Here is a 25,650-nt window from a genome sequence, read left to right on the forward strand (position 1 = left end):
CCCTTGTTGGGGATTAGCCAAGCGGTAAGGCAACGGACTTTGACTCCGTCATTCCAAGGTTCGAATCCTTGATCCCCAGCCATTTATGAGCCATTAGCTCAGTTGGTAGAGCACCTGACTTTTAATCAGGGAGTCGAAGGTTCGAGTCCTTCATGGCTCACCAGTTTTACTGGTCATATTGTAATGTGCGCGTGTGGCGGAATTGGCAGACGCACCAGACTTAGGATCTGGCGTTTAACGACGTGGGGGTTCGACTCCCTTCACGCGCACCACTACAGCTACTCAAACTCTTTGGATATTTCATCCGAAGAGTTTTTTATTTTGCTACGATTTTAGGATTTAAGCGGTGACACATCATATGTGTACAGAGAGCGCTATTGGCTTTCTAGGCCGTTCGCTAAGCTGACATGGATAAAATGTACATACTAAGATAGCGTGGCGCAATGGAGCGTCTGCGAGGTGATGAGGAGAAAGTTTGCTTTTTCTCGAAACCCCAGCAATTACTGGACGGATAACGAAGAACTGGAAGTATGTAGTTGGAATAAATTTTTAATTGCAAAAAAAGAAAATGGTATTGCATTTTTTGATTATATTCGGTATTATATTAATGTTCTATTAAAACATGCTTCATTCACTTGATTGCATGCAATATGCGCGTGTGGCGGAATTGGCAGACGCACCAGACTTAGGATCTGGCGTTTAACGACGTGGGGGTTCGACTCCCTTCACGCGCACCACTTATGATAATTAAGCTCTTTGGACATTGTAATTAATCCAAAGAGTTTTTTTCATATGTGCACAATAGTTCAGGAGGAGAACGAGTTGCTTAAACAAATGGAGCTAGTAAGGGTTGAACGAGATTTTCTAGGAGAAAAATCAGTTCCTGCGCAGGCCTATTACGGTGTTCAAACCTTGAGAGCCGTAGATAATTTTCCAATTACCGGATATCGTATTCATGAAGGATTAATTACTGCGATGGCGATGGTGAAAAAGGCTGCGGCGCTAGCTAATGTAGATACAAAGCAAATGAGCAAAGACACGGGAGAAGCTATTGCTCAGGCTGCTGAAGAAATTATTCAAGGTCGGTGGCATGAACAGTTTATCGTTGATCCGATTCAAGGGGGCGCTGGCACTTCAATTAATATGAATGCTAACGAAGTGATCGCCAATCGCGCAATCGAGCTTCTAGGCGGTCAAAAAGGCGATTATACGATCATTCATCCTAATAACCATGTTAATATGGCCCAATCGACGAATGACAGCTTTCCGACGGCTATTCATATAGCTATTTTATCATTAGTGGACAAGCTGCTTTTAACGATGGAGGAGCTATATCAAACGTTCCAGCTTAAGGCCAGCCAGTTCGATTCTGTTATCAAAATGGGAAGGACTCACCTCCAGGATGCCGTGCCTATTCGTCTAGGACAGGAATTCGAGGCTTACAGCCGTGTATTAAACAGGGATATCAAAAGGATTGCCAAGACGAGAGACAACCTGCTGGAGGTCAATATGGGCGCTACAGCGGTTGGTACGGGGCTGAATGCTGAGCCTGCATATATTAAGCGAGTTGTTGAAATATTGGCTCAGATTAGCGGCTATCAGCTTAAAAATGCCGAGCACCTGCCTGATGCAACTCAAAATACGGATGCCTATACCGAGGTATCAGCTGCTTTAAAAATTTGTATGATAAATATGTCCAAGGTAGCAAATGACTTAAGATTAATGGCGTCGGGGCCGCGTACAGGCCTTGCAGAAATTAACTTGCCAGCACGCCAGCCTGGCTCCTCAATTATGCCGGGCAAGATTAACCCTGTAATATGTGAGGCAGTAAATCAAGTGGCATTCCAAGTAATCGGTAATGATCATACGATTTCACTCGCTTCGGAAGCAGGACAATTTGAGCTTAATGTCATGGAACCGGTTATGGTATTTAACTTGCTGCAATCCCTGGATATAATGAATAATGTGTTCAAAGTATTCCGTACGCATTGCTTGGAAGGCATTGTCGCAAATGCAGAAACCTGCAAAAGCTATGTTGATAACAGCGTAGGCATCATTACAGCGCTTAACCCCTATCTGGGCTATCAGACTTCAGCAAAAATCGCATCGGAAGCGATAGCAACCGGTCGGCCTGTACGTGAGTTATGCCTAGAATATAAAGTGCTGACCGAGCAAGAGCTGGATGTGATTTTAGATGCATTCCAAATGACGCAGCCGGGCATATCTGGGAAGCAGCTGCTGAAATAAATGTGATAAGGAGAGGAGCAGGTGCTGTTGGTTTCTCTCCTTTTTGTTATTGGAAAATCTTTGTTGATAATTTCTTAAAAAAAGACTTGCATTTTCCCGAAAAACTTGGCATAATATTAATGTTAGCTCATCGCCTATTGGCTTTTGACTAACTTGCCAAATGTGCGCGTGTGGCGGAACTGGCAGACGCACCAGACTTAGGATCTGGCGTCTAACGACGTGGGGGTTCGACTCCCTTCACGCGCACCACTTCATAAATGACAGCTCTCAAACCTATCGGAATGAGAGTTTTTTATTTCTAAAATAAATCGATGAGGTGCTGTAGTTAATCTCAGTGTTTATTTCATGCTTTCGACGGAGCAACTAAATACCAGTAATTAAGCTTTAAAAAGTTATGATTTTGCTGATTTTGCTAAGTGTTTTTCCATGAATTCCTAGAAAATTTCAAACTGGTAAAACTGTTGAAATTTTTTTTGAAAAAAATAATAAAAATAGTTGCAATTCATGCGTGAAGATGATATATTATTACTTGTCGCTACGATAATGAAATTGAAGCGAAACGTTATGCGGAAGTGGCTCAGCGGTAGAGCATCGCCTTGCCAAGGCGAGGGTCGCGGGTTCGATTCCCGTCTTCCGCTCCATAATGTGCGCCCTTAGCTCAGCTGGATAGAGCGTTTGACTACGAATCAAAAGGTCAGGAGTTCGAATCTCTTAGGGCGTGCCATTCTTTTCAGGATTTACTACGGGACGTAGCTCAGCTTGGTAGAGCACCTGGTTTGGGACCAGGGGGTCGCATGTTCAAATCGTGTCGTCCCGACCATTTATAAGATGCGGGTGTAGTTCAATGGTAGAACTTTAGCCTTCCAAGCTAATAGCGTGGGTTCGATTCCCATCACCCGCTCCATAACTTTCGGAGCTCAGAAGCCTTGATATTCAAGGCTTTTTTTGATTTCTAAGTTCTCAAAAATTCACAGCTACTGGCGAGTCAGGTGACAGACTAGGTGACAGATTTTTTATTTTTTGGATTTAGCACCTCTAATCGATCAGCAGTATCCCTGCTAATAAGTTCTGTTTCATGCATATATATGTCAGTTGTAGTACTTAATTTAGTGTGGCGCAAACGTTCTTGAATTTGTTTTAAGTCGGCTCCATATTCCCGCAATAACATTGCAGTTGTGTGGCGCAGATCGTGCAGACGAATGTATGGCAACTCCTTCTTGGCCAGAAATCTCCTCCAGGTAAGCGAAGGAGTGTTAGGATAATACATTTGCCCATCTCCCGGGTGAAACACATATTGCTTTATGCCGCCATTCCATGCCTTGCAATTTTTCTTTTCTATATCCCATAACGTTCGGTACTTTTTCAATTCCTCCATATACCATATCGGCATGGGTACAAAACCCTCAGAATGCTCCGTTTTCACTTCATCTTCTGCTTTATCTCCATCTTCATCAAATGTTATTTGTTTCTCGATGTATATTCCACCAGCTTCAAACTGTACGTTGTCCCACTGCACAGCAAGCATTTCGCCGCGTCTAAAGCCTCCAAGCAATACACCGATATAATATAACCTCCACCTGTCTGGCAGCTCGTAGAGGGCCGACATAACCTGTTCTACTTCTTTTGCAGTATATGATTTTTTTCGTTGGCGCATTTCTCGCTTTTCCTTTTTTGCAGCTGAAGGCTTGTCCACTCCTTCCATTGGATTATCTGCTATAAGACGCCACTTAAAAGCATGGCCGAAGAGGCTCTTTAATACTTTATATATGTTATGCTTTGTATTTGTTGCCATAGGCTTGCCATCTTTACGTTTTAGTTCCGCAAAAAAATTAACAAGATGCAATGTTTTGATCTTATCAATATATTCTGCTCCAAATACAGGCTGAATATAAATTCTGTAGACATTATTAGTCATGTAACGTGTGTATTCACCCATAGATTGATCCGCGTAACCTTTTTTCCATTGAACTAGAAACTGATCAAGAGTTACTTTATTTGATTTTATGATTTCTCCATTTTCAATTTTTTCTGCGAATATTGCGAGTTCTTTGTTTAGCCAAAGTTGCGTTTTTCGCTCAGAATTAGATAATTCTGCTGGAACCTCTACCGTTAAACAAATCCTTTTGCGTTTTATTGACTTTGGATCGTCAGTGCACAATTTGTACTTCCTGTCTTTTACATGTTGAATATAAGGCATTTAACTCACTCCATTTATTAATTAATTATTCCATTCTAAATAATTTTGAATAGTGTATTGAAGGCAGTCTTCAATATCACTGATTCTCATCACAAGTCGTTCAATTTCCAAATCATTTGGATTAGCATACGTTTGTGATTCAATGAAATTTGCAAGGGTTGGCATATGTATTCCAAAGGATGCCGGTTCATAAGGATTTCTCACATACGCGAAATCAGGAATACTTATCGATGAAATATCTACATCAAAAGATTCAAGTGTAAGAAGTTCGAAAGGTGTATGTAAATTGATATAGAGTGTATTACTCCAGTCAAGTCGAATTCGATCCAACACGATCCAGCTTGGAATTAATGAACCCGACTCGCTCTCATGTTCAAAAAAAGCAATTTGTCTCATAGAATTAATCCTCCTTTCATGGTTTGGCGATTAAGTTTTGCTATTAAATCTAAAGTTTCTTCAGAGTAGCCATAACTTGCCTTAACAGGCGCTATCAGAGCTTTAAAATTACGTTCCTGGTATTCACGATATATACGTCGCTTTATTTGATCAATCCGCTTTTCAACAAATGAATAAGGGACTTGGAAGGCGTCAGACAATGTTAAGAAATATTCATGCCAGGTTCCTTTGGGTTCAATATTTTTAATCATAAATATCGGCATAGATGCGTAGAGCTGGAAAGCAGCAGCTTGCGATTCTTGTAAATCTGCAAATGCTTCCTTCATTCGCCGTTGATCACCTACATGTAAAGCAGGATGCGATAACTCATGGAAAAATTCTAATCGTTGTTCTTTTTCACAATTGTTTGCACCTAAGAAAATCATCCCTCCATCTATGTCGTCAAAAATCACCCTTGATCGTCTAGCTGAATAAACAATGACACAATTAAATAGATCAGCAATTGCATCTAAGTCCATATCATCTGGATTAAGTATAAAATTATCTTGATATATGTTAATAATCCATTGTTCGAGTTTGGTCGTTTTGTATAAATTTAAGTTAAATGGCATCATAATCCCTCCAAACGAGAATATATGTTCGTATTTAGTGGTAAAAAAATATAGCCTTGTAGTGGCCATATTTTATTTTTTATTGTTGCCTTCACGTTCTTTTCTTCGTTTCTCACGAAATGCTCGGAACATTTCCAATTCACGTTCCAAGTGCTCTGCTTCTTCTTCGTCCAGTACTTCTTTGCCTCCACCTAAGAAGGCGATGGAGAAATCAGACTCAACCTCTGATTCTTTTTTATGAGGTGACGGATCATTAGTGCGGCCAAGTAGGTAGTCAGTACGAACATTAAAATATGCAGCAATTTTATCAATTGTTTCAAAGTTAGGTTCCCGTTCTCCGCGCTCATACATACCGATAGCACTTTCACTAACATTAAGAATTTTTGATAATTCTTTTTGAGTAATTTTCTTACCTTCTCTAAGCCCTCTTAATCTTTGGCCAAATATCATTTAGCATCACCTTTAATAGAATATAACACATAATGTGTGAATTTAAATAATAAAACACAAAATGTGTTGACAACACGAATCGTGTTGTGATACATTTGATTCAACAACACAAAGTGTGCGGAAAGGAAGGGGAGTCATGAAAGAAATAGTAGCCAAGCGACTAATTCTTTTACGGGCGGATAAACCTCGTGAAGAAGTAGCTGAAGCATTAAATATCAGTGTTAGTGCACTGCAAATGTATGAAAATGGGCAAAGGGTGCCTCGTGATGATATTAAATTAAGAATTTCTTCGTTTTACGGTAAATCAGTACAGGAAATTTTTTTTGACAATATACCACACGAATTGTGTTCTTAATATGAAAGGAGATGGAGATATGAGTCAAGCTGTTGAATCTCAGGCGTCCACTACATCAGATTTTATCAGTTTACTTCGATCGGAGATTGAACAAGGACTACTTGATCAAACATTGGCGATTCTCGAACCAAAAATTAATGAGATGTTGTACAGCAATGTATTTAATTGTACTGAAGCAATTGAATACTTGAAAATTTCAGACTCAACGTTGCGTCGTTTGATTAGAGATAAGGAAATCCCATATTTTCGACTACGAGGAACGATTTTGTTTCGCCAGTGGGAACTCGATGACTTTATTTCAAAGAGAATGATTATAAAAGGGGGCTAAAAATGATACCAGATCATTTACTAAGAGATCGTTACTGGAAAGCAATGCTGTATTTATTTTCTAACCATCCAAAGCTGGAACGTTATTTTACAGCGCAATACTTTGACTTGGAATCTGGGACAGTTAGAGCAGCTGCTTTAAAAAAAGCAGCGGCGCCGTGGTCTGAATCGGAAAAATTTGTTTTAAATCTCGCTCTTCACTGTTTTAACGAAATTCATAAGGTGAATTTGAGTGACATGGATTATTTGGACCAGCAGAGTAAGCAGCTAGCTTTCGAAGCTATTAAATTGCGGTTTGGTTGAAGGGAGCTGCCGATCGGCCAGGCACAATCGGCAGCGGGGGAATGTTGAGGAATGTTTAACTTTATTTTACAACATCATTGTCCTCATAAAATTCCAGTTAGGAATTATTCCTACTAGGAATAGGGGGTGAGTATAGATGACGGCGGGCAATTTATTAAAAGCTTGTCGTGAACGAGCTGGGCTGAGCCAAGTAAAGATGGCAAGGTTGCTGAATAGAACCCAGTCGAGTATTAGCAAGCTTGAACAAGATCATAATCCTGTAGACGTAGTAACGTTTCGAGATTGGACAAGGGTAACAAATCAGATGGAAGCAGGCATAGCTTTTTTATATGGGGTAGATCCTGCAGCTATTTTACAAACTATTATGCAAGTTACTGGGGTAGCTTGATAGGGAGGAATTACATTGTCACGAGAACAATTGGTAGCAGAAGCATTGGCTGCTGGACAAGCTGCTAAGCACAATCTGCGTTGGATGGACAAGCATCCTGATCGTTTCGATCAGAGCAAGCGTGAGGATATGAAGGAGTATTTGAATAACATGATTCGCTTTTCTAAAGTAGAAATGAAAAACGCCCGGCTGGCGGGCCGGACGTCCAAGTTGAGAACACGTCTAAGTAGTCTCGTTGTGTCTATTATACCACATTTAATTGCAAAACAACATATGAAAGGGATGGGGAAATGAGAGAAGCAGAAGAAAATTGGATGAAGGAACATAGGGAACGCACAGCACTCGAGCTGCAAGAACGTGGTTTTATTGCAGTAAATGAATATGGTCAAGCTCATTTGACTGAGAAAGGGAAGAAGCGTGCAGCTGCCCGCTTGGATAACATGCCTATTGGTGATGATATTTTGCTGGAGATAGCTGTATGTGAAGCATACAACGTGTCAGCAAATATTTAATAGATTGATAGAGCGTCAGCTCTATCGAAGGCTTAGCGAGCTAACCCCCTGCTCGTTATGTCCTCGATGCAGCTGACAAGGAGGGATTACCAATGATACTTAAGGGCGATAGCGTGCTTTTGAAAGATGGTAGCACTGGAGAGGTAGTTGAGCTTTGGGGCTTCGCACGTACGTTTGCGCGTATAAAGCTAGATTCAGACAATAAGCTCATCCCTGTCATGGCATCGTACATTGTTAGTTATCAGCGGCCTATACAGCCGAAGTGGGGAGGTGTTCGACGTGAAAAACGGAAAAAATCCAACGCTTAAGCAAAAGCTGGCTATTGCCAGTTGTAATTTAACGCCGGAGAACTGGCTTGTTTTTAAGGTTGAGCCGCACCGCCTACATATTGTGCACCGTCTGTCTGGCAGGCCGCGAATTATACCATCATAATATCTAAAACAAGAAGGGGGGAGTGGCATGGCTCGTCCTGCAAAAGAGGGATTAGATTACTTTCCGCTGGATGTAAGTATCGACCAGGACGACAAATTAGTCGTCGTAATCAGCAAGTTTGGCATGGAAGGATTTGGCGTCATTATTCGCTTAATGTCAGAAATTTATAAAAACAGTTATTACTATGCGTGGGGTGAACGTGAGCAATATGTGTTCAGTAACCGAGTTAATGTAGACATTAATACGGTAAAAAGCATAGTTAATGAGTGCATTAAGTGGGGTTTCTTCGATCAAGGATGTTTTGATAATCATCATATATTAACTTCTCGTGGATTTCAGCACCGTTACATTGGTGCATCCAAACGTAGAAAAAGCATTACTTTTATAGATGACTATACATTGATCGACTTGCAACAAGCATGCGAAAAGGTGAGTTACCCCATAATTTCAGTAGATGCCTGCGGAAACCAAGTTAATGTATACATTAATGAAGTTAAGGCAGACATAACGAATACAGAAAGTACACAAAGGGAGAAGGAGATAGAGAAGGAGAAGGAGAGGGAGAAAGATATAAAAGATATATCCGCTGAAATTAAAAATTTCCGCATCTCTTACTCAACTGAACTACTCGAAATCATTGATTCCTATTTTGAATTCATTGCAGGGATGCGTAAAAGCAAAAAGATTGGTGACGGCATTTATCTAAAGGTGTATAGGCAGTTTATGCGCTATTCCTCTGTAAGAATTGAGTTTGCAATTAAAACACATATGGGTAGCATAGAGCATTCCAAAGCCCAAGAAGAATATACGTTTGGCATTCTTAGGAATACGACTGATGACGAGGCTGCAGCAAAGCTTCGAAAAATGGCAACGAAACCAAACCGTCCGTCTGCAAATGCAAATGATCGCCTTGCTGACCGAAACCGAAAAGAAGCCGAGAAAATAAGGGAGGCGATGGAACGTGAGAGAATCGGAACTGAGAATGTTATTATTGCGAATTTCTAATTTTTACAATGCGTTTTACTTTGATGATTTCAAGGTTACCGAATGGCTAAATTTACTGTCGCATATACCTTACGACCAAGCATCGGCTAATCTCGAAGCATATACGCTCAACATACAAAATCAATATCCGCCACACCCTGGCATACTTGCTGCAACAGCTATTCAGCAATCAACAGGTCAAGCTGTACTTGATGCAGCAGAGACACGACTTATGTTGGAGGGGCGCATGGTGGAGGAAAAGGATTTTGTAGGCATGCCGGAGCATGTAAAGGAGGCGGCAAGGCAAATTGCACGGGAATCAACCGATACCGGAGTTCCATCCATTACTTCAAAACCTTGAAGCAGAGCAAGGCATACTTGGTGCAGCCCTAATAAATTCTAAAGCATCTGACGAGGCACTAAGCAGCTTGAAAGGTAGTGAATTTACAAGTCTTACACATAAACGCATTTTCAAAGTGATGCTGGACGCCGCGGCAGCAGGACAGCCAACAGATGTTATTATAGTGGCCGAACGATTAAGGGCAAAAGGATGGCTTGAAGACGAAAGTATCAGTTACATGTCGAAGATGACAAGTTCTATTCCGACATCGGCATATATTGGGCACTATATCAAAATTGTCAAAGACCTGCATACTCAAAGAGAAATTATTGCTGAGCTTGGCAAAAAGACCGAAGAGGCCCGGCAACTCGATAATCCATCAGAGTTTATATCAATGGTCCAATCCAGCATGGACGCATTGGCCGACCAGACAATATCACAAAAACCGTATCGATCGATCAGGGATATTGTGCCTGAGGTCATCGAAGATTTGGAAGTAAAGCAATCTGGCCGTGATGGAGATGTTACAGGGGTACCATCAGGATTTGTTGATTTGGATCGAATGACAGCCGGTTTTCAGCGAAGTGATTTAATTATTATTGCAGCTCGTCCATCCGTTGGTAAAACAGCGTTAGGACTGAATATAGCGAAAAATGCAGCTGAATACACAAAGAAAGTAAACGAGTCAGTGGCTGTGTTTTCACTGGAGATGTCTGAAAAGCAATTGGTCAATCGGATGATATGTGCCGAATGCAACATAGATGCTTCAAGGTTTAGAACAGGGCGATTGACAAAAGAGGATTGGGAGCGTGTATCCATATCAATCGGACAACTGGCCGAATTACCAATCCTTATCGACGATACACCTGCAATTAGTGTCAATGAAATTCGTTCAAAATGCCGCAAAATAAAGCGAGAACGGGGGTTAGGGCTAATTGTCATTGATTATCTCCAGCTCGTTTCGGGAAAAGGATCTAACCGCCAAGAAGAAGTATCTTATATTTCCCGTACATTTAAACAAATCGCGCGTGAGCTCGATGTACCTGTCATTGCGCTTTCCCAGCTCAGCCGAGGTGTGGAGCAGCGGCAAGATAAGCGTCCGATGATGTCAGACCTTAGGGAGTCGGGATCAATTGAGCAGGATGCAGACATTGTAGCGTTTTTGTATCGAGATGATTATTACGATAAGGAATCTGATCGTAAAAACATTATCGAAATTATCATTGCTAAACAGCGAAATGGTCCTGTTGGCACCGTAGAGCTTGCTTTCCTTAAACAGTTTAATAAATTTGTTAATTTGGATCGGTCGCATCATGAGGAATCGAATACTCAGAGTAGCACGAAAAACGATCCTTGGTGGAAGGTACTAGGTGTTCTCAAAACTGCGACTTCGCAAGAAATTGAAAAAGCATATCGTGAGTTATCGAAAAAGTATCACCCTGATAGAGGTGGTAGTAACGAATTAATGGTTCGCATTAACAGAGCTATTGCAGAAGCGAGGCGAGCTGTTTGAAGGATAAGATACGAAATAATGAACTAGATTATAGGTCAGCATCAGACGGAGAGCTTCAAGACATAGCCTACAACGACGATCAAGCTTCATGGATAGATAAGGCTGCTGCTGTAGCTGAATTGATGCGGAGGAATTATGAGGGGCGGTAGAAAGATGAATGAAATCATCGTGGATAACTTTGCAGGAGGTGGCGGAGCCAGCACAGGCATAGAATTAGCTACTGGCCGCAGCGTAGACATTGCTATTAACCATGATCCAGCAGCCATTGCAATGCATAGGGTTAATCATCCTGATACTGTACATTATAACGAAAGCGTTTGGGATGTTGATCCAAGAGAAATAACAAAAGGTCGCAAGGTAGGTCTTTGCTGGCTTAGCCCAGATTGTAAGCATTTCAGTAAAGCTAAGGGTGGTAAGCCGGTTGAAAAGAATATTCGCGGGCTTGCTTGGGTAGCAGTTAGATGGGCTGCAACAGTAAGACCGAGGGTTATCATACTTGAAAATGTAGAGGAGTTCAAAACATGGGGTCCACTGCTAAAGAATGGATATCCTGATCCAACACAAAAAGGCAGGACATTTAATTGTTTTGTCAATGCGCTTAAGAGACAAGGATATAAGGTTGATTGGCGCGAGCTGCGCGCTTGTGATTATGGGGCGCCTACAATACGCAAGAGATTGTTTCTGATTGCACGCTGTGATGGCAAGCCAATTCAATGGCCTAAACCTACACATGGCGATCCACAAAGCGAAGGAGTTAAAAAAGGTAAGCTTATGCCTTGGCGTACAGCTGCAGAAATCATAGATTGGTCAATTCCTTGCCCAAGTATTTTTGAACGCAAACGACCTCTAGCAGAAAATACAATGAGGCGTATAGCTAGAGGAATTGAACGTTTTGTCATTAATAATCCTAAGCCTTTCATAGTCCGTGTTAACCACAGCGGAAGTAATCATCACTATACAGATTCAATAGAGGAACCATTTAAAACTGTAACGTCTAAAAATGGTTGGGGGTTAGTAACACCATACATTGCCCGCATTGGTCAGACAGGATTTGGTGGCGACCGCCTTCAATACGAAGCTGAACAGCCACTTACGACAATTACAACTAAAGCTGAGCATTTACTCATAAGTCCTACATTGATCGAAATTGGATATGGAGAAGGACCAGGACAATCACCAAGAGTACCCGGGCTGCAAAAACCATTAGGAACTGTTGTAGCTGGAGGACGAAAGCACGCTTTGGTCACAGCATTTATGGCAAAGCATTACGGCGGGAATTACACAAGTCCGGGCACTGATTTAAGTGATCCACTAAGTACTGTGACTACAGTAGATCATAATGCACTCGTCTCAAGCCATTTGATAAAACTGCGCGGGACTTGTCAAGATGGACAGCTAGTTACGGAACCAATGCCTACCATTACGTCAGGCGGTTTACATGTAGGAGAGGTTAGAGCTTTCTTACTTAAGTATTATGGCAGTGCAGATAATGGACAGAAGTTAGAAGGTCCACTGCACACAATTACTACAAAGGATCGTTTTGGACTCATTACGATTCAAGACACCGACTATCAAATAGTTGATATTGGAATGAGAATGCTAGAGCCACATGAGTTATTCGCAGCACAAGGATTTCCTAAAGATTATGTACTTGATGTTGATGCAGAAGGCAATAAATACAGCAAGAGTGCTCAAGTAGCACGCTGCGGAAACGCTGTACCGCCGCCATTTGCGCAAGCTTTAGTAAGAGAAAATCTGCCAGAGTTATGCACTGGATCAGGCAATACTTTAACATTTGAGCGATATGCGGAAGCCTATGGGCAGCTGCAGTTATCGATATAAGAAGGTGAAACCTTGAGTTTACCACGTATATTGCATTACCCAGGCAGTAAGTGGAGCATGGCAGATTGGATTATAAGCCATATGCCGCAGCATACGACATACTTGGAGCCGTTCTTTGGATCGGGTGCGGTATTTTTCAATAAAGCGCCAAGTGGGATTGAGACAATCAATGATTTAGACGGAAATGTAGTAAATCTATTTAAGGTGATAAGAGATAAACCGCAAGAGCTTGCTGATTTGGTCAAATGGACGCCATACAGCAGGCAAGAATACTACGAATCATATCACTCGACTGAAGAAATGAACGAATTGGAAAGAGCTCGTTTATTTCTAGTCCGCTGCTGGATGGCCCGTGGTGGAAAAACAAGCGATAGAACCGGTTGGAAGCATAACATAGATGCTTCTAAATCTCCAAACAATCGCATGCCTGATCAGTGGAGCAAGGTTCCGGAAAGAATCATGGCCGTAACGGATCGGCTCAAGAGCGTGCAGATTGAGCAGCAGCCTGCTTTGAAATTAATTGAGAGATATAATGCACCGAGCGTAATGATATATGCGGATCCGCCTTACTTACTCTCTACTAGAAGCAAACGATTATACGCAAATGAAATGAAGGATGAGGATCATATCGAGTTGCTGGCTGCATTAGATAACCATGCAGGGCCAGTTATCCTAAGTGGTTATGATCATCCTATGTATAACGAAACATTAAAAGACTGGCACAGAGAAGAACGCCAAGCGGTTGCTGATATGGGAAAGGTTAGGACAGAGGTTCTTTGGATTAATCCAGTAGCAGCAGAGTATAGTAGGCAGCTAACACTTTTCTAGGAGGCATAACAATGCGAGCAATAACACTTATACAGCCTTGGGCGACGCTTATAGCACTAGGTGAGAAGCGCTTTGAAACAAGATCAAGACGCACTCATATTCGCGGACCACTAGCAATACATGCGGGTAAAAAGATTGACCGGGAAGCCTGTGAGCGTGAGCCTATTAAATCAACTCTCGCAAAGCATGGGTATACAGCTGATAACCTGCCTACTGGTGTGGTGGTAGCTGTAGCAGAGTTAAAGGATAGTTTCGTAATTCATCCTGATTACATTGGCGGGGCGGTTATGCTGCATTCCGAAACAAGGAAAACTCACTTCTCAACTTTGAACAAAGAATTTGAATTTGGTTGGTTCGAACAGGGGCGCTATGCTTGGGAACTTGCAAATGTACAGCAGCTGCCGGAGCAGATACCAGCTAAAGGGCAGCAAGGCTTTTGGTTCTTTGATGGATTGGAGGTAAGGGAATGACAGAGGAATTGTGGAATGACCATGCTTGCGTGACCTGTAATAACTCAACACCAATGAATGAGGACGAAAACGGAAATCCCAAATACGTTATATGCGGATTGAACGGCAAGGAAATGCCTTTGGATGGCATTTGCATCGATTATGAGTAGTTGGAGGGCTAACCATGCGTGAATACAGAGGTAAGCGGATAGACTTAACTGCTGGAATCAGAATAGACACATATTACGAAATAGAAAGGACGCGAAAATATGCAAGAGTATACTGTCGGAAAATCTACAATGGAACGCTATAACATTCGCCTAAATGGCGGAAATCATTGGCGGTGTGCTTGGGCAATCATCTCAATAAGCGCTGATGGTGTTTTTAATGCACAAACAGATTGCGGCGATTTTTCATATCGTTGGGGATCATTTGGAGACTGTTTTAAGTCGTTCCTTCTCGAAATTTGCTCTAAGGACACCAGTTACCTTTACAGGAAAATCAGCGATCCAGAACGTGAAGGTAAAATCGATATGGAGAAAACCATCGACAACATGAAGCTTCGAATCCTCAAAAAGCGCAGGGAAGATGGGAATAGAAAACCGTACTTGCATGATGAACTATCGGAATATGAAGCTAGGGAGTTATGGGATGCGTTGGATTCGGTTGACCATAGCGAAGTATCCAACGATGCTTTCACTTCGATCTTCTATTACGAGCTTCCGAGCGATGAACGGAGAAAAGTTTTTTCGGATGAATTTTGGTATGATGATCTACTTGTCACGTTGCCGGACAGAAGGGCCCAGGCATTCTGTGAAGCGGTTGCGCCGATATTTGCAGAAGTATTGCAAGCTGAGCTGCTGGAGGTAAAGGGATGAAACGGATATATAGGCATTATTCAGATACCGAAGTAACTCAATTATCAACGTATGTTAAATGTCCATATTGCGGTGAAGAATGGCTAGAAGCTGATAAGGATGAATGCGGCACAACCTATGTATTAACCTGTGAAAATGAAGACTGTGAAAAAGAATTTGAAATGCACTTTGATGCTAGTTAGGGGAGGAGAAAGCAAAAAATTGATAACTCCAAAAGCGATGTTACTTATTGAAAGCAGTCTATCATCTTTAATTAGATCGGGAAAGAAAATAAACAACTTAAGTTTAATGGTGAACCGATCATCTGTTATATCACAGCTGAATGAGGTCAATACAAGGTTTGGTAAACTGAAGGTTGTTCCTGGGGAGTATATTCCGAAAGGATATAGCTATTTAATAGAAAGGCCATTGAGTAAAGGTGGAATAAGTTTTAAATGGGTATCAAAAAGCCCACCGGCAGCTGTTGGGGAACGGAGCCAGTGAGCTAATAACGAAACTCATCTCTATTATAACAGAGGGGATGAGGGGAATGTTAGCTATGCAATTATATTTTTTTGAACCAGCTAATGAGGAAGAGATAAAGCAAACCAAGTCTCTGTTAATGAGGTATCGGAGACATAAGGCACTGATCGCTGAGTTGGAGCTAGTTGGGGAGCTTGCTCCAAAGCAAAAAAGAGCGTACAATGCATATTTAAAAGCTAACAAAGAAATTGAACGTGCAGTCAGGCTGATTATAGACCAAGACATTAAAAGAGCTATTCAAATGCGCTTTATTGATGGGATACGGAGAAAAGATGTCGTGACTCACTATCGTTTTCTTGATCCATCGACTGTCGACCGTCGGATTAATAAAGGGATAGAATCCATAGCAAATACGATCAAAGAGTTTGAAAGTTGAAAATGCGTGTAAAATGCGGGCAAATTGCCTGCATGACACTAAACAAATGCGGGTTTTATAAAGGTACATTGTTTTTAGGAAGATAATTCTTCCAAATAACAGTGTACCTTTTTTTGTACTTTGAAAAGTAAATAGGTCGTGTGAAAAGTCTTTTGACGAAGTAGCTAGGGAAAAGTAGGCGCGGTATCCGTAAGTGACTCGGAGGTTCAGATGCCTTGCTCTAAGCAGCGACCACATTTATTTTCTAACAAGATTGTACGATTTTTTTCGATCCATTTTGTTAGTAAATAAATAAGAAAGAGGTGAGCCGGTTGCGGTTTACTCGCAGGATTACGCAAAAAAGTGATAGAGAGCTGCAGCCGGCTAAATGCCAGGGCTGCTTGTGGGGAAGATTTGAAGGATCAAAGCAATACTGTTCAAAGATTCGATGTGTAAAGGAGGACAAGCATAGTGAAGCTCATAGAGTGGCTAGTAAATAAATTAGCTCCGTTTACTGTACCAGCTCGCAATCGAAGTGAACGAAGAAATGGGCGAGTAAATCAAAATCCCAAGCGTTTGGGAAAATGAATTGGATAATGTCAAGACTTATATAGAAACAAATGTTCGCATATAATTAAATTAACTCTAAAAAAGGACGGTGTTAATTATGGCGAATACTGCACAACCAAAAAGGTTTCAAAATAACGGATTTTGGGAAGCAAGTCGAATGATGCTGCCAGAACATAAAGAGGCATTACAACAATACTTGCAGAAAACAAAGATAAAGCAGCGCAAGGAACTTGACGAGCAAGAGTGGGAGGATGTTTCAAGGGTCGTGGCAGCGTCATTAAAGGCCCGTAAGATCGCTGTTATCGAAATGTATCACCAGTACGAAGACTTACAAATAGTGGGTGTTGTGGATCGCATTGATAGGCTCGCCGGTCAGTTTATGGTTGATGGTGAGTGGTTTAAGATCAAGGACATCCAAGGTGCAATACTAGATTAAAGCAAATATGAAAAATTACCCTATGGACAGCCGGCAATTAACTGTGAGACAATCCATTAAAATGGAGATTGGAGGCGGTTGGATGGTTGTAAGGGAAGAAATTATTTGCGGGCATAAACTTGTTGGTGAGATCAATGAGGATAACAGTTGGTTTGTGGCAACATTGTTGATGACTGCGCCTGATGGTACTGTCGATCCATTTTACCGAACGGCTCCTGATTATCAAACTGCGTTAAACTGGATAGATGATTCATTGGAAGAATTGAGAAAGTTAAAGTCATAAATATAAAGTCACTCTAACGAGTGGCTTTTTTTAATGAGGTGGTGAAGTGCGATATGTAGAACCGATTAGGGATAGAGAAATTATTGCAGACATAAGACGTAGGTTATTAGATAAAGAAGATAAGCGAGATTATATATTCTTTCAACTTGGCATTAACACCGGGTATAGAATATCCGACTTATTAAGGCTAAGGGTTCATCATTTAAGGGCGAAAGAAATCAAAATCATCGAGAAGAAAACAAGAAAGCAAAAGTCATTCGAGATGAATCCTAGTGTCAGAAGGGAACTGCTGGAGCTGCTAAAAGATCGTGATGACTTTGAGTTTATTATCAAAAGTCGAGAAGGTACAAACAAACCTTTAACACGATCTATGACATACAAGATTATCCGCGACATAACTGCAAAGTATAACATCGAAGGTGGAATCGGTAATCATACATTGAGAAAAACATACGGATACCATTTCTACTTAGAAACAAAGGATGTTGTGGCCTTGCAGAACATTTTTAATCATTCTGATCCAAGCATCACGCTTCGATATATTGGATACGCCCAGGATACAATGAACGCCATTACCAAGCGCTTCAGAATATGAGTTATCCATAAATGAATAACGATGAACTGCATTTTTCAAATACGGGTAAAGCCTTGATAGATAAGGCATTGCGGGCTGTTCACCAGTTACCCACAATATAAGATATGGATAACTCAGTTTTTATTCATTTTCTGCATAAAACCCATAGAAAAGCATACATTCATTCGTTATTTAGTATGAAAAAAACCTGTAGAATAAAGGGTTTTGAGTGAATGAATAATTATACATGGAGGATTGATCAAATGACAGCCATTGAAACAGTATGCAATTCTAGCTGCGGCCGAGGGTTCAAGATCAATGAAATGCCGACAGAGAAGCTAAAAGGCGGCATCGAGAAAACCTATTTCACATGTCCGCATTGTCAGGAAGAATATATTTGCTTCTATACAGATGATGAGATTCGTAAGCTGCAAAGTCGCATACGAAGGGTACAAAGTCGCTTCGCTGATCCGAATGACAATCATAATGATGCAGCAAAGAAAGAGGCAGAACTACAGGCAATAATCAAAGTGAAGATGGATGAGCTGAGGCAAAGGGTGGAGTCGGTGTGAAGATATACCAGACTCTTGAACAGAAACGAAAGTTCTATGATTCTCCGGAATGGCGTGGATCAGACGGAATTAGAAACAAAGCATTAGAACGGGATAATTACGAATGCCAAGAGTGCAAACGTAACGGACTGGTTACTATCGACACTAACGAGTACAGCGAGAAAGCAGGGCGCAAGAAGATAGCATTAGTAGTTGACCATATAAAAGAATTGGAAGACTATCCTGAGCTGGCGTTAGAGATAGATAACCTAGAGACTCTTTGCGTTGGGTGCCACAACATAAAACATGGACGAGTATTCAAACAGAATTTGAACAAGTGGGAACATGACGAGAAATGGTAGTACACCCCCCGGTCAAAAGGTTTTGCCTAATTTTAAATCTAGGGCACCGGTGAGGGGAGTCTATTAGCACATTTTTTTTGATCACATCGCGCATAAGGGGGGTTAGGCTATGGATGATAAGAAACTGAAAGCCATAAGAAGTGAATTGATGAAGCGGATTGATCGGAAAAGCAAAGTGGAAGTCGAGAAGGTTGATCGCTATGTTAACCTGGTCGGAATTTATTACATGCTTGACGAAGCCATTGAAGAACAAGGTGTAATGGTAATAACAGAAAACGGCTCACAGAAGTTCACCAAGCCTAATCCGGCCATAGCGGAAAAGAATAAAGTCAACAGTTCCTTGATTGCTCTCGGTAAAGATATGGGTTTGGATGTTCCGTTAAAGCCTGCAGAACGTGACGGAGATAGCAAAAGTGACTTGATCTAATGCTAAAACAAAAATATGTTGATGAATATATAGCTCTTTATCGAGAGGGCAAAATCAAGTTAAACGAAGATCGAAAACTTTTAATTGAATATCTAGAACGTGATGTGCTGCCGCGTAATGATTTGCGATTTAATGACGAATTGATTGAGAACTGTATAAGGTTTGCCGAAAAGTGGTATTTTCCTCTGCAACCTTTTCAAAAGTTCTTGATTGCATTCGTTTTTTTATTTTTCAAAGACAGTGACCGGGTATTCTACCGCAAACATCTTTGGATGATGGGACGCGGAGCTGGGAAAAACGGCCTTATAACTGTTATATGTAACTTTCTAATAAGCGAGCTTCATGGAGTTTTAGAATATAACATATCCGTTATTGCCAATTCGGAAGAACAAGCAAAAACATCCGTTGAGGAAGCTGCTAAGAACATTAAGCGGAATCCAACCCTGTTAAAATCATTTAAGCCAACCGCAACCCAAGTGCTGGCAAGGAAAACGGACAGCATATTCAAATTCCGTACTTCAAACGGAAACACAAAAGACGGTTTACGTGACGGCGCGGTAGTCTTTGACGAGATCCATTATTTTGAAAACAATGCGGATGTGCGTGTCCATATTTCTGGATTAGGAAAAAAGAAGTATCCGCGTGAGTTTTACATTGGCACAGATGGCTATGTTCGTGATGGCTTCTTGGATAAATTTAAAGAGATTGCAGCTAAAGTCTTGAAAGGCGAGTCTCGCCCAAATGCCGTATTTCCGTTTATCTGCAAGCTTAACAATGAAGATGAAGTGGACAACCCGGATAATTGGGAACTATCCAACCCCATGTTAAGCAATCCACGTAGCGATTATGCTCAAGGGCTTTTCGACACGATTTATGAAGAATACGAAGATTTAGCAGACAATCCCTCTAATCGCGAAGAGTTTATGACCAAGCGCATGAACCTACCTTTAACGGACTTGGAAAAGTCAGTTGCTAAGTGGGAGGAAATAGCTGCTACTAATCAGCCGCTGCCTAATCTTGAAGGTATGGAGTGCATCGGCTGCATCGACTTTGCACAGATTAGAGACTTTGCAGCTGTAGGCTTGGTATTTAAGCATGATGGCAAGGTACCGTTCATTACACATTCTTTTGCGCGTAAGGAGTTTGTAGATAAGTATTATGGCTACTCAATGCGTGAAGTGGAGACGAAGCAAAGGTTCGCTCCAATAGGTGAATGGGAAGAACAAGGGTTACTGACAGTCCTGAATGAAGAAATGATCAACCTAGAGCATATCGTAAATTGGTTTGTTACCGCGCGAATGAAGTACAACATTAAAAAGATCATTGGCGATAACTACCGCATGGAAATGCTTAAGCCGATGTTGGAAGCTGTTGGCTTTGAGGTTGAAGTCATTCGCAGACCGGAAGCTATTCACGGCTTGCTTGCCCCGCGCATTGAGACATATTTTGCAAAGAACATGTTTATATGGGGCGACAATCCTTTAATGCGTTGGTACACAAACAACGTGCTTGTCACTATCAAGAAAGATGGCAATAAGGTATATGGCAAGAAAGAAGAGATCAGAAGGAAAACAGATGGCTTTCAGGCGCTAGTACATGGTTTGTACCGATTCGAAGAATTGAGCGAAAGCAGCATTGAAGATGCCTTAGATGCCTTAGATGCTCTTGATTTTTAACAAGGGGGTGAGCAAAGCGAAATGGGATTTTTAGAAAGTATATTTAAACGACATAGCGAGCTAGAAAGTCTATTTGATTTTGAGTTATTCAAAGATTCATCAAATCGTTTATATCTAAAAAAGATTGCTCTGGAAACATGCATGAATTTTATTGCAAGAACGATTAGTCAAAGTGAATTTAGGATTATGAAAGATAACAAGCGGATAAAGGATAAATGGGATTACCTTCTCAATATCAGACCAAATGCAAATCAATCTGCGACAGAGTTTTGGCAACAGTTTGCCTTTCAACTCATTGATGAAAACGAAATATTAGTTGTTTTATCTGATGAGAATGATCTATTAATAGCAGAAAGTTTTTCTCGCGAAGAATATGCTGTATACCCGGATACATTCAAGGATGTAACGGTTAAAGGGTTCACCTTCAAGCGCACTTTTCGGATGGATGAAGTTATTTACATGACATATAACAACGAAAAGCTAAAAAGGTTTATGGCTGAAATGTTCAAAGATTACTCGAGTCTGTTCGCTAGAATGATTGAAACGCAGAAACTGAGTAATCAAATTCGAGGCACGGTTGAGTTAGAAGCCACGCAAAAACTAGACAAAGAAAACCAAGCAAAGTTACAAACATTCATTAATCGGTTGTTTGAAGCATTTAAACACAAAGCAATTGCTCTTGTACCTAAGTTAAAGGGTTTTGAATATAACGAAGTAAGCAGCGGTCAGCATAGTGGAAAATCGGTTGATGAATTATCCAAGCTGAAACGTGACATTTTGAATGATGTTGCTTCCATACTAGGAATACCTCATACGCTCATACATGGTGATATGGCTGAGTATGAGACAGCAATAAAAGCCTATATAAAATTTTGTATTAATCCGTTAACGAAGAAAATACACGATGAATTAAATGCCAAGACCATTCCCATGTCGGATATCGAAAAAGGTAAACGTATCGAAGTCAGAGGAATTGCCGAAATGAATCCTCTTGAATTGGCAAATGCGGTCGATAAACTTCGCGCCAGCGGCGTATACAACGGTAATGAAATTCGTATCAAATGTGGAGATGAACCAGTAGACAACCCTGCGCTTGATGAATATGTAATTACCAAAAACTACACTACTACTTTATCGGAAGGAGGTGAAACGAAATAATGCGTAAATTTACAAAGCAAGACCTTCTCAAAACATTCAAAAATCAATCCTATGTTGAACAGTTACAGAAGATTGAACGAAAGTTTGAGACGCGAAAAAACGAAGCGAATAATACCACTGAAATAACGATTTACGGAGTAATAGGCGAATCACGTTGGGAAGATTCCGTTTCTGCTTCCGACATTGACCATGCATTAAAAAGTATCACCGGGGATATTGTTATCCATTTGAACAGTCCGGGCGGTGACGCTTTTGATGGTGTTGCTATTTATAACCGCTTAAAGAAGCATGACGGTAAAATTACGATAAACATTGATGGATGGGCGTGTTCTGCGGCTTCTGTTATCGCTATGGCAGCAGATGAATTGTTTATGGGTCTAGGGTCTATGTTTATGATCCACGAAGCCAGCTCGTTCGTTTGGGGAACCAAAACGGAAATGCGCAAAGAAGCTGATGTGCTGGATGAATTAGAAGAAGGAATCATTGATATTTATATGACAAAAGCAAATGTCAGCCGTGAAGAAGTCAGAAGCATGGTTGATGCGGAAACATGGTTTAGCGCTTCGAAAACGGTTGATATTGGTTTTGCTACTTCGACGGCATTGAGTGACAGCAAGGATAAAGAAATCGCTAATCTCAGGACACAATTGGCAACTATGCAAAACGAAATAAATCAATTAAAAGAAAAAGAACCTGCCCCAGCTCCAGAAGCTACGGCATCAAGGTTCTTTTTTTAATTAAATAAATGGAGGTCATGGAAAATGACGATGAAGTTAAAAGGTAAAATGGAAAACTTTGAATCAAAGAAAGCTGCTTATATGAATCTTGTCAAAGAAGGGGCAGACGCTGAAAAGCAAGCTACAGCGTGGAACGAAATGCAGGATGCGCTTGTTACTGATTTAACCGAGAAAATCACAACGGAAGTGCGCAACGAGAACATCGATAGTCAAATTCTTTCTTCTCGCGGACAAAATGTGCTGACTTCGGAGGAAAAGAAGTTTTTCAATGCAGTTATCGAGTTCGAAGGGTTTGACGACGATTCTATTTTGCCTGTCACCACGCAAAATCGTGTGTTTGAAGATTTGGTTGCAGCACATCCCATTTTAGATGCAATTGGCTTGCAGGACTTGGGCGCAGTAACTCGCTTTATTCACGCTGATCCTTCCAAAACGTATGCATGGGGTAAATTATTCGGTGAGATCAAGGGGCAAGTCGGCGCGGCATTCCGCGAGGAACAGATCGGCCAACTTAAACTCACAGCATTTGCGGTTATTCCAAAAGATATGTTGGAGCTTGGACCTGAGTGGGTTGAGCGCTATGTCAGAACGCTGCTGGTTGAGTCCTACAGTGTTGGTTTGGAATATGGACTTGTTAAAGGTCGTGGTCCTGCACAGGACGAGCCTATCGGTTTGATGATGGACGTTGCAGAAAATGGCGCAGTTACAGTCAAAACTTCTTCTGGAACACTTACTTTCGCGCCATCCCAATTTGGGGAAGTGGTGTCCGGTGAATTGCATGATGTAATTCAAGCACTGGCAAAGGATGAAGCGGGCAAGTCGCGAAAAGTGATGAACAAGATTGTTATGGTCGTTAACCCTGTAGATGCGATCAGCGTTCAAGCGCGCAACACTATCCAAACCGCCAATGGACAATGGGTTACAGCACTACCTTACAATATTAAGGTTGTTGAGTCGGAAGAAATCCCGGAAAAGAAAGCACTATTCTTCGTTAAAGGTCAATACATCGCTGCGCTGGCTGGCGGTTACAAAGCTAACAAGTTTGATCAAACGTTGGCGATTGAGGATGCAATGCTTTACACAATCAAACAGTTTGCAAACGGGAAGCCAAAAGATAATAAAGCAGCATTGCTGTATGATCTTGACATTAAATTTATTACTGGTGGTGAAGAAGGTCCAGAGATTCCTTAATGGAGTCTCTTTATCTTTATTTCAAGGAGGATTTATGAGTGAGATTACAAGCTAAAGTAGTAAATAAATTCAAAGCCAATGAACATGATGGGCGTACCTACTTGCCAGGTGAGATTTACCCGGCAGAAGGTTATACCGCAGAAGTAGAGCGAATTACTTTTCTTTCTGAAATTCACCCTCAGTATAAGAAAATCTATTTAGCTGATGTTCAAGAAGTTGCGGGTCTTAATACTGAATTTCCAAAACATATCGGCGGTGGTACTTTCGAACTCTCAAATGGTGAGAAAATTAAGGGTAAGGAAGAAGCGATTGAAGCCGAGAATGCGTTGAAGGAGTGATATGAATGTCGGTTATCACTCAAGAGATTGTCGACGAGTTTATGCTACGCATGCACTTAGATGACGATGAAGATGGTAATTTATTGCGCATCCTTAAAGCATCACAAAATGACTTGATTCGCATCTGTGGCGATTACGACATTAACAGTGATGAAGTGTTCAAAGAGCTTGTGTTTGAGCGTTCACGGTACGCTTACAATGATGCGCTTGAGTATTTTTATACCAACTTCTTGACACATATCAATAATTTGAATCTTGCCAAAGCGCTAGAAGCGATTGAAGGTGATTCGGATGCAACCATTTAAGTATAGACCAAAGTTAAATGCTGGGAAAATGAGAAGGCGAATAACCATTCAACGCAAAGGGCGAACTGAAGATGATGCCGGCTATCCAATCCCTAACCCGCAACCGGAGGTCGTTTGCACCGTTTGGGCTAACCGTGAACCGCTACGTGGGAGAGAATTTTTTGCTGCTGATGCTGCACAGTCAGAAATAACCGTCCGTTATAAAATCCGTTACCGCAAAGGAATAACCCCGGATATGCAGCTATTTGATAAAAAGGAAGATCGAACATACGAAATCAAGGCTGTACTAGATGACGTATATGACGATCTCACAGAAACGCATCTGATGGTGTCTGAGGTGTCAAATGGGTAGTGGGGTAGAGTTACAAGGCGTTGATCAGATGTTGGCTGCTATCCAGCGAAAACTCGCTTCAGGCGTGGCTCGTTTAGAGAATCAAGGACTCAGGGAAGCGGGAGAAATCCTTGCCGAAGCACAGCGTAATCACGTTCCCATTAGTTCAATTGATCATTTGCATATGCGAGATGATATCCGTGTCAGTCGAGTACGTCGTATTGATGGTCTTAAGGTGATTACTATAGGTCCGGGTAAAAAAACAGCGTGGAGGGCGCATTTTTCAGAGTTTGGCACCAAACATTCCCCTGCTCAACCATTTATTTATCCAGCATTTCATGAAAACAAGGAACGGATTACTAGATTATTAGCAAGTGTACAGCGGGAGGGGATGACTTAGATGTATGTGGATTTAAAGCCAGATATATTACAGGCCCTTCGAAGTCACGCTATACTTGCTTCTTTATTGGGTCGCGACGAAAAAGGGAAAGTAAAGGTTTATCCAGAAGTCGCACCGGATATCGAAGGTCCTTATGTTACTTTTCTTGAACTCACAAATTTTGATAATCAATACGGGAATAACAGAGCACTAAGCAGCGAAATCCATTTTCAAATCGATGTATGGTCGCCAGGCAATACTACAGCAATTGCAATTGCAGCAAACGAAGTGATGGAAGAACTTAACTTTATTCGTACAAGCTCCATTGATCGTTACGAAAGCGGCACACAAACATATCACAAAATATTGCGTTATAAAAAAATACATTACAGGAGTTGATAGT

The 25,650-nt window shown here is 41.3% G+C and carries 41 protein-coding genes and 9 tRNA genes; 46 read left to right on the forward strand and 4 right to left on the reverse strand.

Annotation, left to right across the window (positions count from 1 at the left end; all coding sequences use genetic code 11):
- The first annotated feature begins 7 nt into the window (after window positions 1–7).
- From V1L65_RS22550 to V1L65_RS22600, 11 genes are all read left to right on the forward strand, one after another.
- Window positions 8–82: transfer RNA gene (locus V1L65_RS22550), tRNA-Gln, on the forward strand.
- A 5-nt stretch (window positions 83–87) separates the two neighbouring features.
- Window positions 88–163, forward strand: a tRNA-Lys gene (locus V1L65_RS22555).
- A 24-nt stretch (window positions 164–187) separates the two neighbouring features.
- A tRNA-Leu gene (locus V1L65_RS22560) sits at window positions 188–272 on the forward strand.
- Window positions 273–652: 380 nt separating this feature from the next.
- Window positions 653–737, forward strand: a tRNA-Leu gene (locus V1L65_RS22565).
- A gap of 97 nt (window positions 738–834) precedes the next feature.
- Window positions 835–2,247 carry an aspartate ammonia-lyase gene (gene aspA, locus V1L65_RS22570; protein ID WP_331701600.1) on the forward strand — a complete coding sequence of 471 codons (1,413 nt, stop codon included), beginning with the start codon at window positions 835–837 and terminating at the stop codon, window positions 2,245–2,247.
- Between the two features lie 2 nt (window positions 2,248–2,249).
- The gene (locus V1L65_RS22575; protein ID WP_331701524.1) at window positions 2,250–2,399 is read left to right on the forward strand and encodes a hypothetical protein; all 150 of its coding nucleotides are present in this window, start codon (window positions 2,250–2,252) and stop codon (window positions 2,397–2,399) included.
- A 12-nt stretch (window positions 2,400–2,411) separates the two neighbouring features.
- Window positions 2,412–2,496 (forward strand) — tRNA-Leu (locus V1L65_RS22580).
- Window positions 2,497–2,813: 317 nt separating this feature from the next.
- Window positions 2,814–2,888, forward strand: a tRNA-Gly gene (locus V1L65_RS22585).
- A 6-nt stretch (window positions 2,889–2,894) separates the two neighbouring features.
- A tRNA-Arg gene (locus V1L65_RS22590) sits at window positions 2,895–2,971 on the forward strand.
- A gap of 19 nt (window positions 2,972–2,990) precedes the next feature.
- Window positions 2,991–3,067: transfer RNA gene (locus V1L65_RS22595), tRNA-Pro, on the forward strand.
- A 10-nt stretch (window positions 3,068–3,077) separates the two neighbouring features.
- Window positions 3,078–3,151: transfer RNA gene (locus V1L65_RS22600), tRNA-Gly, on the forward strand.
- 93 nt (window positions 3,152–3,244) lie between these two features.
- On the opposite strand, the gene V1L65_RS22605 is transcribed toward V1L65_RS22600, so the two are convergent.
- The 4 genes from V1L65_RS22605 to V1L65_RS22620 all read right to left on the reverse strand — a co-directional run bounded on the left by V1L65_RS22605 (window position 3,245) and on the right by V1L65_RS22620 (window position 5,901).
- Window positions 3,245–4,444 carry a tyrosine-type recombinase/integrase gene (locus V1L65_RS22605; RefSeq protein ID WP_331701525.1) on the reverse strand — a complete coding sequence of 400 codons (1,200 nt, stop codon included), beginning with the start codon at window positions 4,442–4,444 and terminating at the stop codon, window positions 3,245–3,247.
- 21 nt (window positions 4,445–4,465) lie between these two features.
- The gene (locus V1L65_RS22610) at window positions 4,466–4,840 is read right to left on the reverse strand and encodes a hypothetical protein (protein ID WP_331701526.1); all 375 of its coding nucleotides are present in this window, start codon (window positions 4,838–4,840) and stop codon (window positions 4,466–4,468) included.
- Window positions 4,837–5,454 (reverse strand): ImmA/IrrE family metallo-endopeptidase, encoded by a 618-nt coding sequence (locus tag V1L65_RS22615; protein ID WP_331701527.1) that lies wholly within the window; start codon window positions 5,452–5,454, stop codon window positions 4,837–4,839. The genes V1L65_RS22610 and V1L65_RS22615 overlap by 4 nt, the downstream gene beginning before the upstream one ends.
- A gap of 69 nt (window positions 5,455–5,523) precedes the next feature.
- The gene (locus tag V1L65_RS22620; protein ID WP_331701528.1) at window positions 5,524–5,901 is read right to left on the reverse strand and encodes a helix-turn-helix domain-containing protein; all 378 of its coding nucleotides are present in this window, start codon (window positions 5,899–5,901) and stop codon (window positions 5,524–5,526) included.
- A 136-nt stretch (window positions 5,902–6,037) separates the two neighbouring features.
- Between V1L65_RS22620 and V1L65_RS22625 the strand changes: the two genes are divergently transcribed.
- The 35 genes from V1L65_RS22625 to V1L65_RS22795 all read left to right on the forward strand — a co-directional run bounded on the left by V1L65_RS22625 (window position 6,038) and on the right by V1L65_RS22795 (window position 25,646).
- Window positions 6,038–6,256 carry a helix-turn-helix transcriptional regulator gene (locus V1L65_RS22625; RefSeq protein WP_331701529.1) on the forward strand — a complete coding sequence of 73 codons (219 nt, stop codon included), beginning with the start codon at window positions 6,038–6,040 and terminating at the stop codon, window positions 6,254–6,256.
- Window positions 6,257–6,275: 19 nt separating this feature from the next.
- Window positions 6,276–6,584: a helix-turn-helix domain-containing protein gene (locus V1L65_RS22630; protein WP_331701530.1), complete on the forward strand. Its 309-nt coding sequence runs from the start codon at window positions 6,276–6,278 to the stop codon at window positions 6,582–6,584.
- 2 nt (window positions 6,585–6,586) lie between these two features.
- Window positions 6,587–6,886, forward strand: coding sequence for a hypothetical protein (locus tag V1L65_RS22635; protein WP_331701531.1), 300 nt, complete (start codon window positions 6,587–6,589; stop codon window positions 6,884–6,886).
- Between the two features lie 136 nt (window positions 6,887–7,022).
- Entirely contained in the window at window positions 7,023–7,274 is a 252-nt protein-coding gene (locus tag V1L65_RS22640) for a helix-turn-helix domain-containing protein (protein WP_331701532.1), read from the forward strand.
- A 15-nt stretch (window positions 7,275–7,289) separates the two neighbouring features.
- Window positions 7,290–7,568 (forward strand): hypothetical protein, encoded by a 279-nt coding sequence (locus V1L65_RS22645; RefSeq protein WP_331701533.1) that lies wholly within the window; start codon window positions 7,290–7,292, stop codon window positions 7,566–7,568.
- Window positions 7,565–7,786, forward strand: a complete 222-nt coding sequence (locus V1L65_RS22650) for a hypothetical protein (protein ID WP_331701534.1) — start codon at window positions 7,565–7,567, stop codon at window positions 7,784–7,786. The genes V1L65_RS22645 and V1L65_RS22650 overlap by 4 nt, the downstream gene beginning before the upstream one ends.
- Window positions 7,787–8,065: 279 nt before the next feature.
- Window positions 8,066–8,218, forward strand: coding sequence for a DUF6906 family protein (locus tag V1L65_RS22655; RefSeq protein ID WP_331701535.1), 153 nt, complete (start codon window positions 8,066–8,068; stop codon window positions 8,216–8,218).
- Between the two features lie 27 nt (window positions 8,219–8,245).
- Window positions 8,246–9,223 (forward strand): DUF4373 domain-containing protein, encoded by a 978-nt coding sequence (locus V1L65_RS22660; RefSeq protein WP_331701536.1) that lies wholly within the window; start codon window positions 8,246–8,248, stop codon window positions 9,221–9,223.
- The gene (locus tag V1L65_RS22665; RefSeq protein ID WP_331701537.1) at window positions 9,201–9,563 is read left to right on the forward strand and encodes a hypothetical protein; all 363 of its coding nucleotides are present in this window, start codon (window positions 9,201–9,203) and stop codon (window positions 9,561–9,563) included. Before V1L65_RS22660 ends, V1L65_RS22665 begins: the two co-directional genes overlap by 23 nt.
- Complete coding sequence (dnaB, locus tag V1L65_RS22670; protein ID WP_331701538.1) at window positions 9,511–11,055, forward strand: replicative DNA helicase; 1,545 nt, start codon at window positions 9,511–9,513, stop codon at window positions 11,053–11,055. The genes V1L65_RS22665 and dnaB overlap by 53 nt, the downstream gene beginning before the upstream one ends.
- Window positions 11,052–11,204: a hypothetical protein gene (locus V1L65_RS22675; RefSeq protein WP_331701539.1), complete on the forward strand. Its 153-nt coding sequence runs from the start codon at window positions 11,052–11,054 to the stop codon at window positions 11,202–11,204. Before dnaB ends, V1L65_RS22675 begins: the two co-directional genes overlap by 4 nt.
- Window positions 11,205–11,208: 4 nt before the next feature.
- A complete protein-coding gene (locus V1L65_RS22680) occupies window positions 11,209–12,897 on the forward strand; it encodes a DNA cytosine methyltransferase (RefSeq protein WP_331701540.1) in 1,689 nt (562 codons plus the stop codon).
- Window positions 12,898–12,909: 12 nt separating this feature from the next.
- Window positions 12,910–13,725 carry a DNA adenine methylase gene (locus tag V1L65_RS22685; protein ID WP_331701541.1) on the forward strand — a complete coding sequence of 272 codons (816 nt, stop codon included), beginning with the start codon at window positions 12,910–12,912 and terminating at the stop codon, window positions 13,723–13,725.
- Between the two features lie 11 nt (window positions 13,726–13,736).
- The gene (locus tag V1L65_RS22690) at window positions 13,737–14,195 is read left to right on the forward strand and encodes an ASCH domain-containing protein (RefSeq protein WP_331701542.1); all 459 of its coding nucleotides are present in this window, start codon (window positions 13,737–13,739) and stop codon (window positions 14,193–14,195) included.
- Window positions 14,192–14,344, forward strand: a complete 153-nt coding sequence (locus V1L65_RS22695; RefSeq protein ID WP_331701543.1) for a hypothetical protein — start codon at window positions 14,192–14,194, stop codon at window positions 14,342–14,344. Before V1L65_RS22690 ends, V1L65_RS22695 begins: the two co-directional genes overlap by 4 nt.
- A gap of 217 nt (window positions 14,345–14,561) precedes the next feature.
- Window positions 14,562–14,732, forward strand: coding sequence for a hypothetical protein (locus tag V1L65_RS22700; protein ID WP_331701544.1), 171 nt, complete (start codon window positions 14,562–14,564; stop codon window positions 14,730–14,732).
- Window positions 14,729–15,052: a hypothetical protein gene (locus V1L65_RS22705; RefSeq protein ID WP_331701545.1), complete on the forward strand. Its 324-nt coding sequence runs from the start codon at window positions 14,729–14,731 to the stop codon at window positions 15,050–15,052. Before V1L65_RS22700 ends, V1L65_RS22705 begins: the two co-directional genes overlap by 4 nt.
- The gene (locus V1L65_RS22710) at window positions 15,049–15,234 is read left to right on the forward strand and encodes a hypothetical protein (RefSeq protein ID WP_331701546.1); all 186 of its coding nucleotides are present in this window, start codon (window positions 15,049–15,051) and stop codon (window positions 15,232–15,234) included. Before V1L65_RS22705 ends, V1L65_RS22710 begins: the two co-directional genes overlap by 4 nt.
- Window positions 15,188–15,535, forward strand: a complete 348-nt coding sequence (locus tag V1L65_RS22715; RefSeq protein WP_331701548.1) for a hypothetical protein — start codon at window positions 15,188–15,190, stop codon at window positions 15,533–15,535. Before V1L65_RS22710 ends, V1L65_RS22715 begins: the two co-directional genes overlap by 47 nt.
- Window positions 15,536–15,581: 46 nt before the next feature.
- A complete protein-coding gene (locus V1L65_RS22720; RefSeq protein ID WP_331701549.1) occupies window positions 15,582–15,950 on the forward strand; it encodes a hypothetical protein in 369 nt (122 codons plus the stop codon).
- Window positions 15,951–16,596: 646 nt separating this feature from the next.
- Complete coding sequence (locus V1L65_RS22725; RefSeq protein WP_331701551.1) at window positions 16,597–16,935, forward strand: YolD-like family protein; 339 nt, start codon at window positions 16,597–16,599, stop codon at window positions 16,933–16,935.
- A gap of 22 nt (window positions 16,936–16,957) precedes the next feature.
- Window positions 16,958–17,218 carry a hypothetical protein gene (locus V1L65_RS22730; RefSeq protein ID WP_331701552.1) on the forward strand — a complete coding sequence of 87 codons (261 nt, stop codon included), beginning with the start codon at window positions 16,958–16,960 and terminating at the stop codon, window positions 17,216–17,218.
- A gap of 46 nt (window positions 17,219–17,264) precedes the next feature.
- Window positions 17,265–17,813, forward strand: coding sequence for a tyrosine-type recombinase/integrase (locus V1L65_RS22735; RefSeq protein ID WP_331701553.1), 549 nt, complete (start codon window positions 17,265–17,267; stop codon window positions 17,811–17,813).
- Window positions 17,814–18,055: 242 nt separating this feature from the next.
- A complete protein-coding gene (locus V1L65_RS22740) occupies window positions 18,056–18,364 on the forward strand; it encodes a hypothetical protein (RefSeq protein ID WP_331701554.1) in 309 nt (102 codons plus the stop codon).
- On the forward strand, window positions 18,361–18,705 hold the full coding sequence (locus tag V1L65_RS22745; RefSeq protein ID WP_331701555.1) for an HNH endonuclease: 345 nt from the start codon (window positions 18,361–18,363) through the stop codon (window positions 18,703–18,705). Before V1L65_RS22740 ends, V1L65_RS22745 begins: the two co-directional genes overlap by 4 nt.
- A gap of 109 nt (window positions 18,706–18,814) precedes the next feature.
- On the forward strand, window positions 18,815–19,132 hold the full coding sequence (locus tag V1L65_RS22750) for a P27 family phage terminase small subunit (RefSeq protein ID WP_331701556.1): 318 nt from the start codon (window positions 18,815–18,817) through the stop codon (window positions 19,130–19,132).
- Complete coding sequence (locus V1L65_RS22755; protein WP_331701557.1) at window positions 19,132–20,808, forward strand: terminase TerL endonuclease subunit; 1,677 nt, start codon at window positions 19,132–19,134, stop codon at window positions 20,806–20,808. The genes V1L65_RS22750 and V1L65_RS22755 overlap by 1 nt, the downstream gene beginning before the upstream one ends.
- A gap of 21 nt (window positions 20,809–20,829) precedes the next feature.
- The gene (locus tag V1L65_RS22760; RefSeq protein WP_331701558.1) at window positions 20,830–21,966 is read left to right on the forward strand and encodes a phage portal protein; all 1,137 of its coding nucleotides are present in this window, start codon (window positions 20,830–20,832) and stop codon (window positions 21,964–21,966) included.
- Window positions 21,966–22,703 (forward strand): head maturation protease, ClpP-related, encoded by a 738-nt coding sequence (locus V1L65_RS22765; protein ID WP_331701559.1) that lies wholly within the window; start codon window positions 21,966–21,968, stop codon window positions 22,701–22,703. Before V1L65_RS22760 ends, V1L65_RS22765 begins: the two co-directional genes overlap by 1 nt.
- Before the next feature lie 24 nt (window positions 22,704–22,727).
- Window positions 22,728–23,894 (forward strand): phage major capsid family protein, encoded by a 1,167-nt coding sequence (locus V1L65_RS22770; RefSeq protein WP_331701560.1) that lies wholly within the window; start codon window positions 22,728–22,730, stop codon window positions 23,892–23,894.
- 38 nt (window positions 23,895–23,932) lie between these two features.
- A complete protein-coding gene (locus tag V1L65_RS22775; RefSeq protein WP_331701561.1) occupies window positions 23,933–24,232 on the forward strand; it encodes a hypothetical protein in 300 nt (99 codons plus the stop codon).
- Window positions 24,233–24,237: 5 nt separating this feature from the next.
- Window positions 24,238–24,537, forward strand: coding sequence for a hypothetical protein (locus V1L65_RS22780; RefSeq protein WP_331701562.1), 300 nt, complete (start codon window positions 24,238–24,240; stop codon window positions 24,535–24,537).
- The gene (locus V1L65_RS22785) at window positions 24,524–24,889 is read left to right on the forward strand and encodes a phage head closure protein (RefSeq protein WP_331701563.1); all 366 of its coding nucleotides are present in this window, start codon (window positions 24,524–24,526) and stop codon (window positions 24,887–24,889) included. Before V1L65_RS22780 ends, V1L65_RS22785 begins: the two co-directional genes overlap by 14 nt.
- Window positions 24,882–25,268 (forward strand): HK97-gp10 family putative phage morphogenesis protein, encoded by a 387-nt coding sequence (locus V1L65_RS22790; protein WP_331701564.1) that lies wholly within the window; start codon window positions 24,882–24,884, stop codon window positions 25,266–25,268. The genes V1L65_RS22785 and V1L65_RS22790 overlap by 8 nt, the downstream gene beginning before the upstream one ends.
- On the forward strand, window positions 25,269–25,646 hold the full coding sequence (locus V1L65_RS22795; protein WP_331701565.1) for a DUF3168 domain-containing protein: 378 nt from the start codon (window positions 25,269–25,271) through the stop codon (window positions 25,644–25,646).
- Window positions 25,647–25,650: the final 4 nt, after the last annotated feature.

This window comes from Paenibacillus sp. IITD108 (genome assembly GCF_036541265.1).
GTDB lineage: Bacteria > Bacillota > Bacilli > Paenibacillales > Paenibacillaceae > Pristimantibacillus.

Coding starts and splice junctions, on each gene's coding strand:
- aspA (WP_331701600.1), top strand. CDS start 835: ATGGAGCTAGTAAGGGTTGAACGAGATTTTCTAGGAGAAAAATCAGTT.
- V1L65_RS22605 (WP_331701525.1), bottom strand. CDS start 4,444: ATGCCTTATATTCAACATGTAAAAGACAGGAAGTACAAATTGTGCACT.
- V1L65_RS22610 (WP_331701526.1), bottom strand. CDS start 4,840: ATGAGACAAATTGCTTTTTTTGAACATGAGAGCGAGTCGGGTTCATTA.
- V1L65_RS22615 (WP_331701527.1), bottom strand. CDS start 5,454: ATGATGCCATTTAACTTAAATTTATACAAAACGACCAAACTCGAACAA.
- V1L65_RS22620 (WP_331701528.1), bottom strand. CDS start 5,901: ATGATATTTGGCCAAAGATTAAGAGGGCTTAGAGAAGGTAAGAAAATT.
- V1L65_RS22625 (WP_331701529.1), top strand. CDS start 6,038: ATGAAAGAAATAGTAGCCAAGCGACTAATTCTTTTACGGGCGGATAAA.
- V1L65_RS22630 (WP_331701530.1), top strand. CDS start 6,276: ATGAGTCAAGCTGTTGAATCTCAGGCGTCCACTACATCAGATTTTATC.
- V1L65_RS22635 (WP_331701531.1), top strand. CDS start 6,587: ATGATACCAGATCATTTACTAAGAGATCGTTACTGGAAAGCAATGCTG.
- V1L65_RS22640 (WP_331701532.1), top strand. CDS start 7,023: ATGACGGCGGGCAATTTATTAAAAGCTTGTCGTGAACGAGCTGGGCTG.
- V1L65_RS22650 (WP_331701534.1), top strand. CDS start 7,565: ATGAGAGAAGCAGAAGAAAATTGGATGAAGGAACATAGGGAACGCACA.
- V1L65_RS22660 (WP_331701536.1), top strand. CDS start 8,246: ATGGCTCGTCCTGCAAAAGAGGGATTAGATTACTTTCCGCTGGATGTA.
- V1L65_RS22665 (WP_331701537.1), top strand. CDS start 9,201: ATGTTATTATTGCGAATTTCTAATTTTTACAATGCGTTTTACTTTGAT.
- V1L65_RS22680 (WP_331701540.1), top strand. CDS start 11,209: ATGAATGAAATCATCGTGGATAACTTTGCAGGAGGTGGCGGAGCCAGC.
- V1L65_RS22690 (WP_331701542.1), top strand. CDS start 13,737: ATGCGAGCAATAACACTTATACAGCCTTGGGCGACGCTTATAGCACTA.
- V1L65_RS22695 (WP_331701543.1), top strand. CDS start 14,192: ATGACAGAGGAATTGTGGAATGACCATGCTTGCGTGACCTGTAATAAC.
- V1L65_RS22700 (WP_331701544.1), top strand. CDS start 14,562: ATGCACAAACAGATTGCGGCGATTTTTCATATCGTTGGGGATCATTTG.
- V1L65_RS22705 (WP_331701545.1), top strand. CDS start 14,729: ATGAAGCTTCGAATCCTCAAAAAGCGCAGGGAAGATGGGAATAGAAAA.
- V1L65_RS22710 (WP_331701546.1), top strand. CDS start 15,049: ATGAAACGGATATATAGGCATTATTCAGATACCGAAGTAACTCAATTA.
- V1L65_RS22715 (WP_331701548.1), top strand. CDS start 15,188: ATGAAGACTGTGAAAAAGAATTTGAAATGCACTTTGATGCTAGTTAGG.
- V1L65_RS22720 (WP_331701549.1), top strand. CDS start 15,582: ATGTTAGCTATGCAATTATATTTTTTTGAACCAGCTAATGAGGAAGAG.
- V1L65_RS22725 (WP_331701551.1), top strand. CDS start 16,597: ATGGCGAATACTGCACAACCAAAAAGGTTTCAAAATAACGGATTTTGG.
- V1L65_RS22730 (WP_331701552.1), top strand. CDS start 16,958: ATGGACAGCCGGCAATTAACTGTGAGACAATCCATTAAAATGGAGATT.
- V1L65_RS22740 (WP_331701554.1), top strand. CDS start 18,056: ATGACAGCCATTGAAACAGTATGCAATTCTAGCTGCGGCCGAGGGTTC.
- V1L65_RS22750 (WP_331701556.1), top strand. CDS start 18,815: ATGGATGATAAGAAACTGAAAGCCATAAGAAGTGAATTGATGAAGCGG.
- V1L65_RS22755 (WP_331701557.1), top strand. CDS start 19,132: ATGCTAAAACAAAAATATGTTGATGAATATATAGCTCTTTATCGAGAG.
- V1L65_RS22760 (WP_331701558.1), top strand. CDS start 20,830: ATGGGATTTTTAGAAAGTATATTTAAACGACATAGCGAGCTAGAAAGT.
- V1L65_RS22765 (WP_331701559.1), top strand. CDS start 21,966: ATGCGTAAATTTACAAAGCAAGACCTTCTCAAAACATTCAAAAATCAA.
- V1L65_RS22770 (WP_331701560.1), top strand. CDS start 22,728: ATGACGATGAAGTTAAAAGGTAAAATGGAAAACTTTGAATCAAAGAAA.
- V1L65_RS22780 (WP_331701562.1), top strand. CDS start 24,238: ATGTCGGTTATCACTCAAGAGATTGTCGACGAGTTTATGCTACGCATG.
- V1L65_RS22785 (WP_331701563.1), top strand. CDS start 24,524: ATGCAACCATTTAAGTATAGACCAAAGTTAAATGCTGGGAAAATGAGA.
- V1L65_RS22790 (WP_331701564.1), top strand. CDS start 24,882: ATGGGTAGTGGGGTAGAGTTACAAGGCGTTGATCAGATGTTGGCTGCT.
- V1L65_RS22795 (WP_331701565.1), top strand. CDS start 25,269: ATGTATGTGGATTTAAAGCCAGATATATTACAGGCCCTTCGAAGTCAC.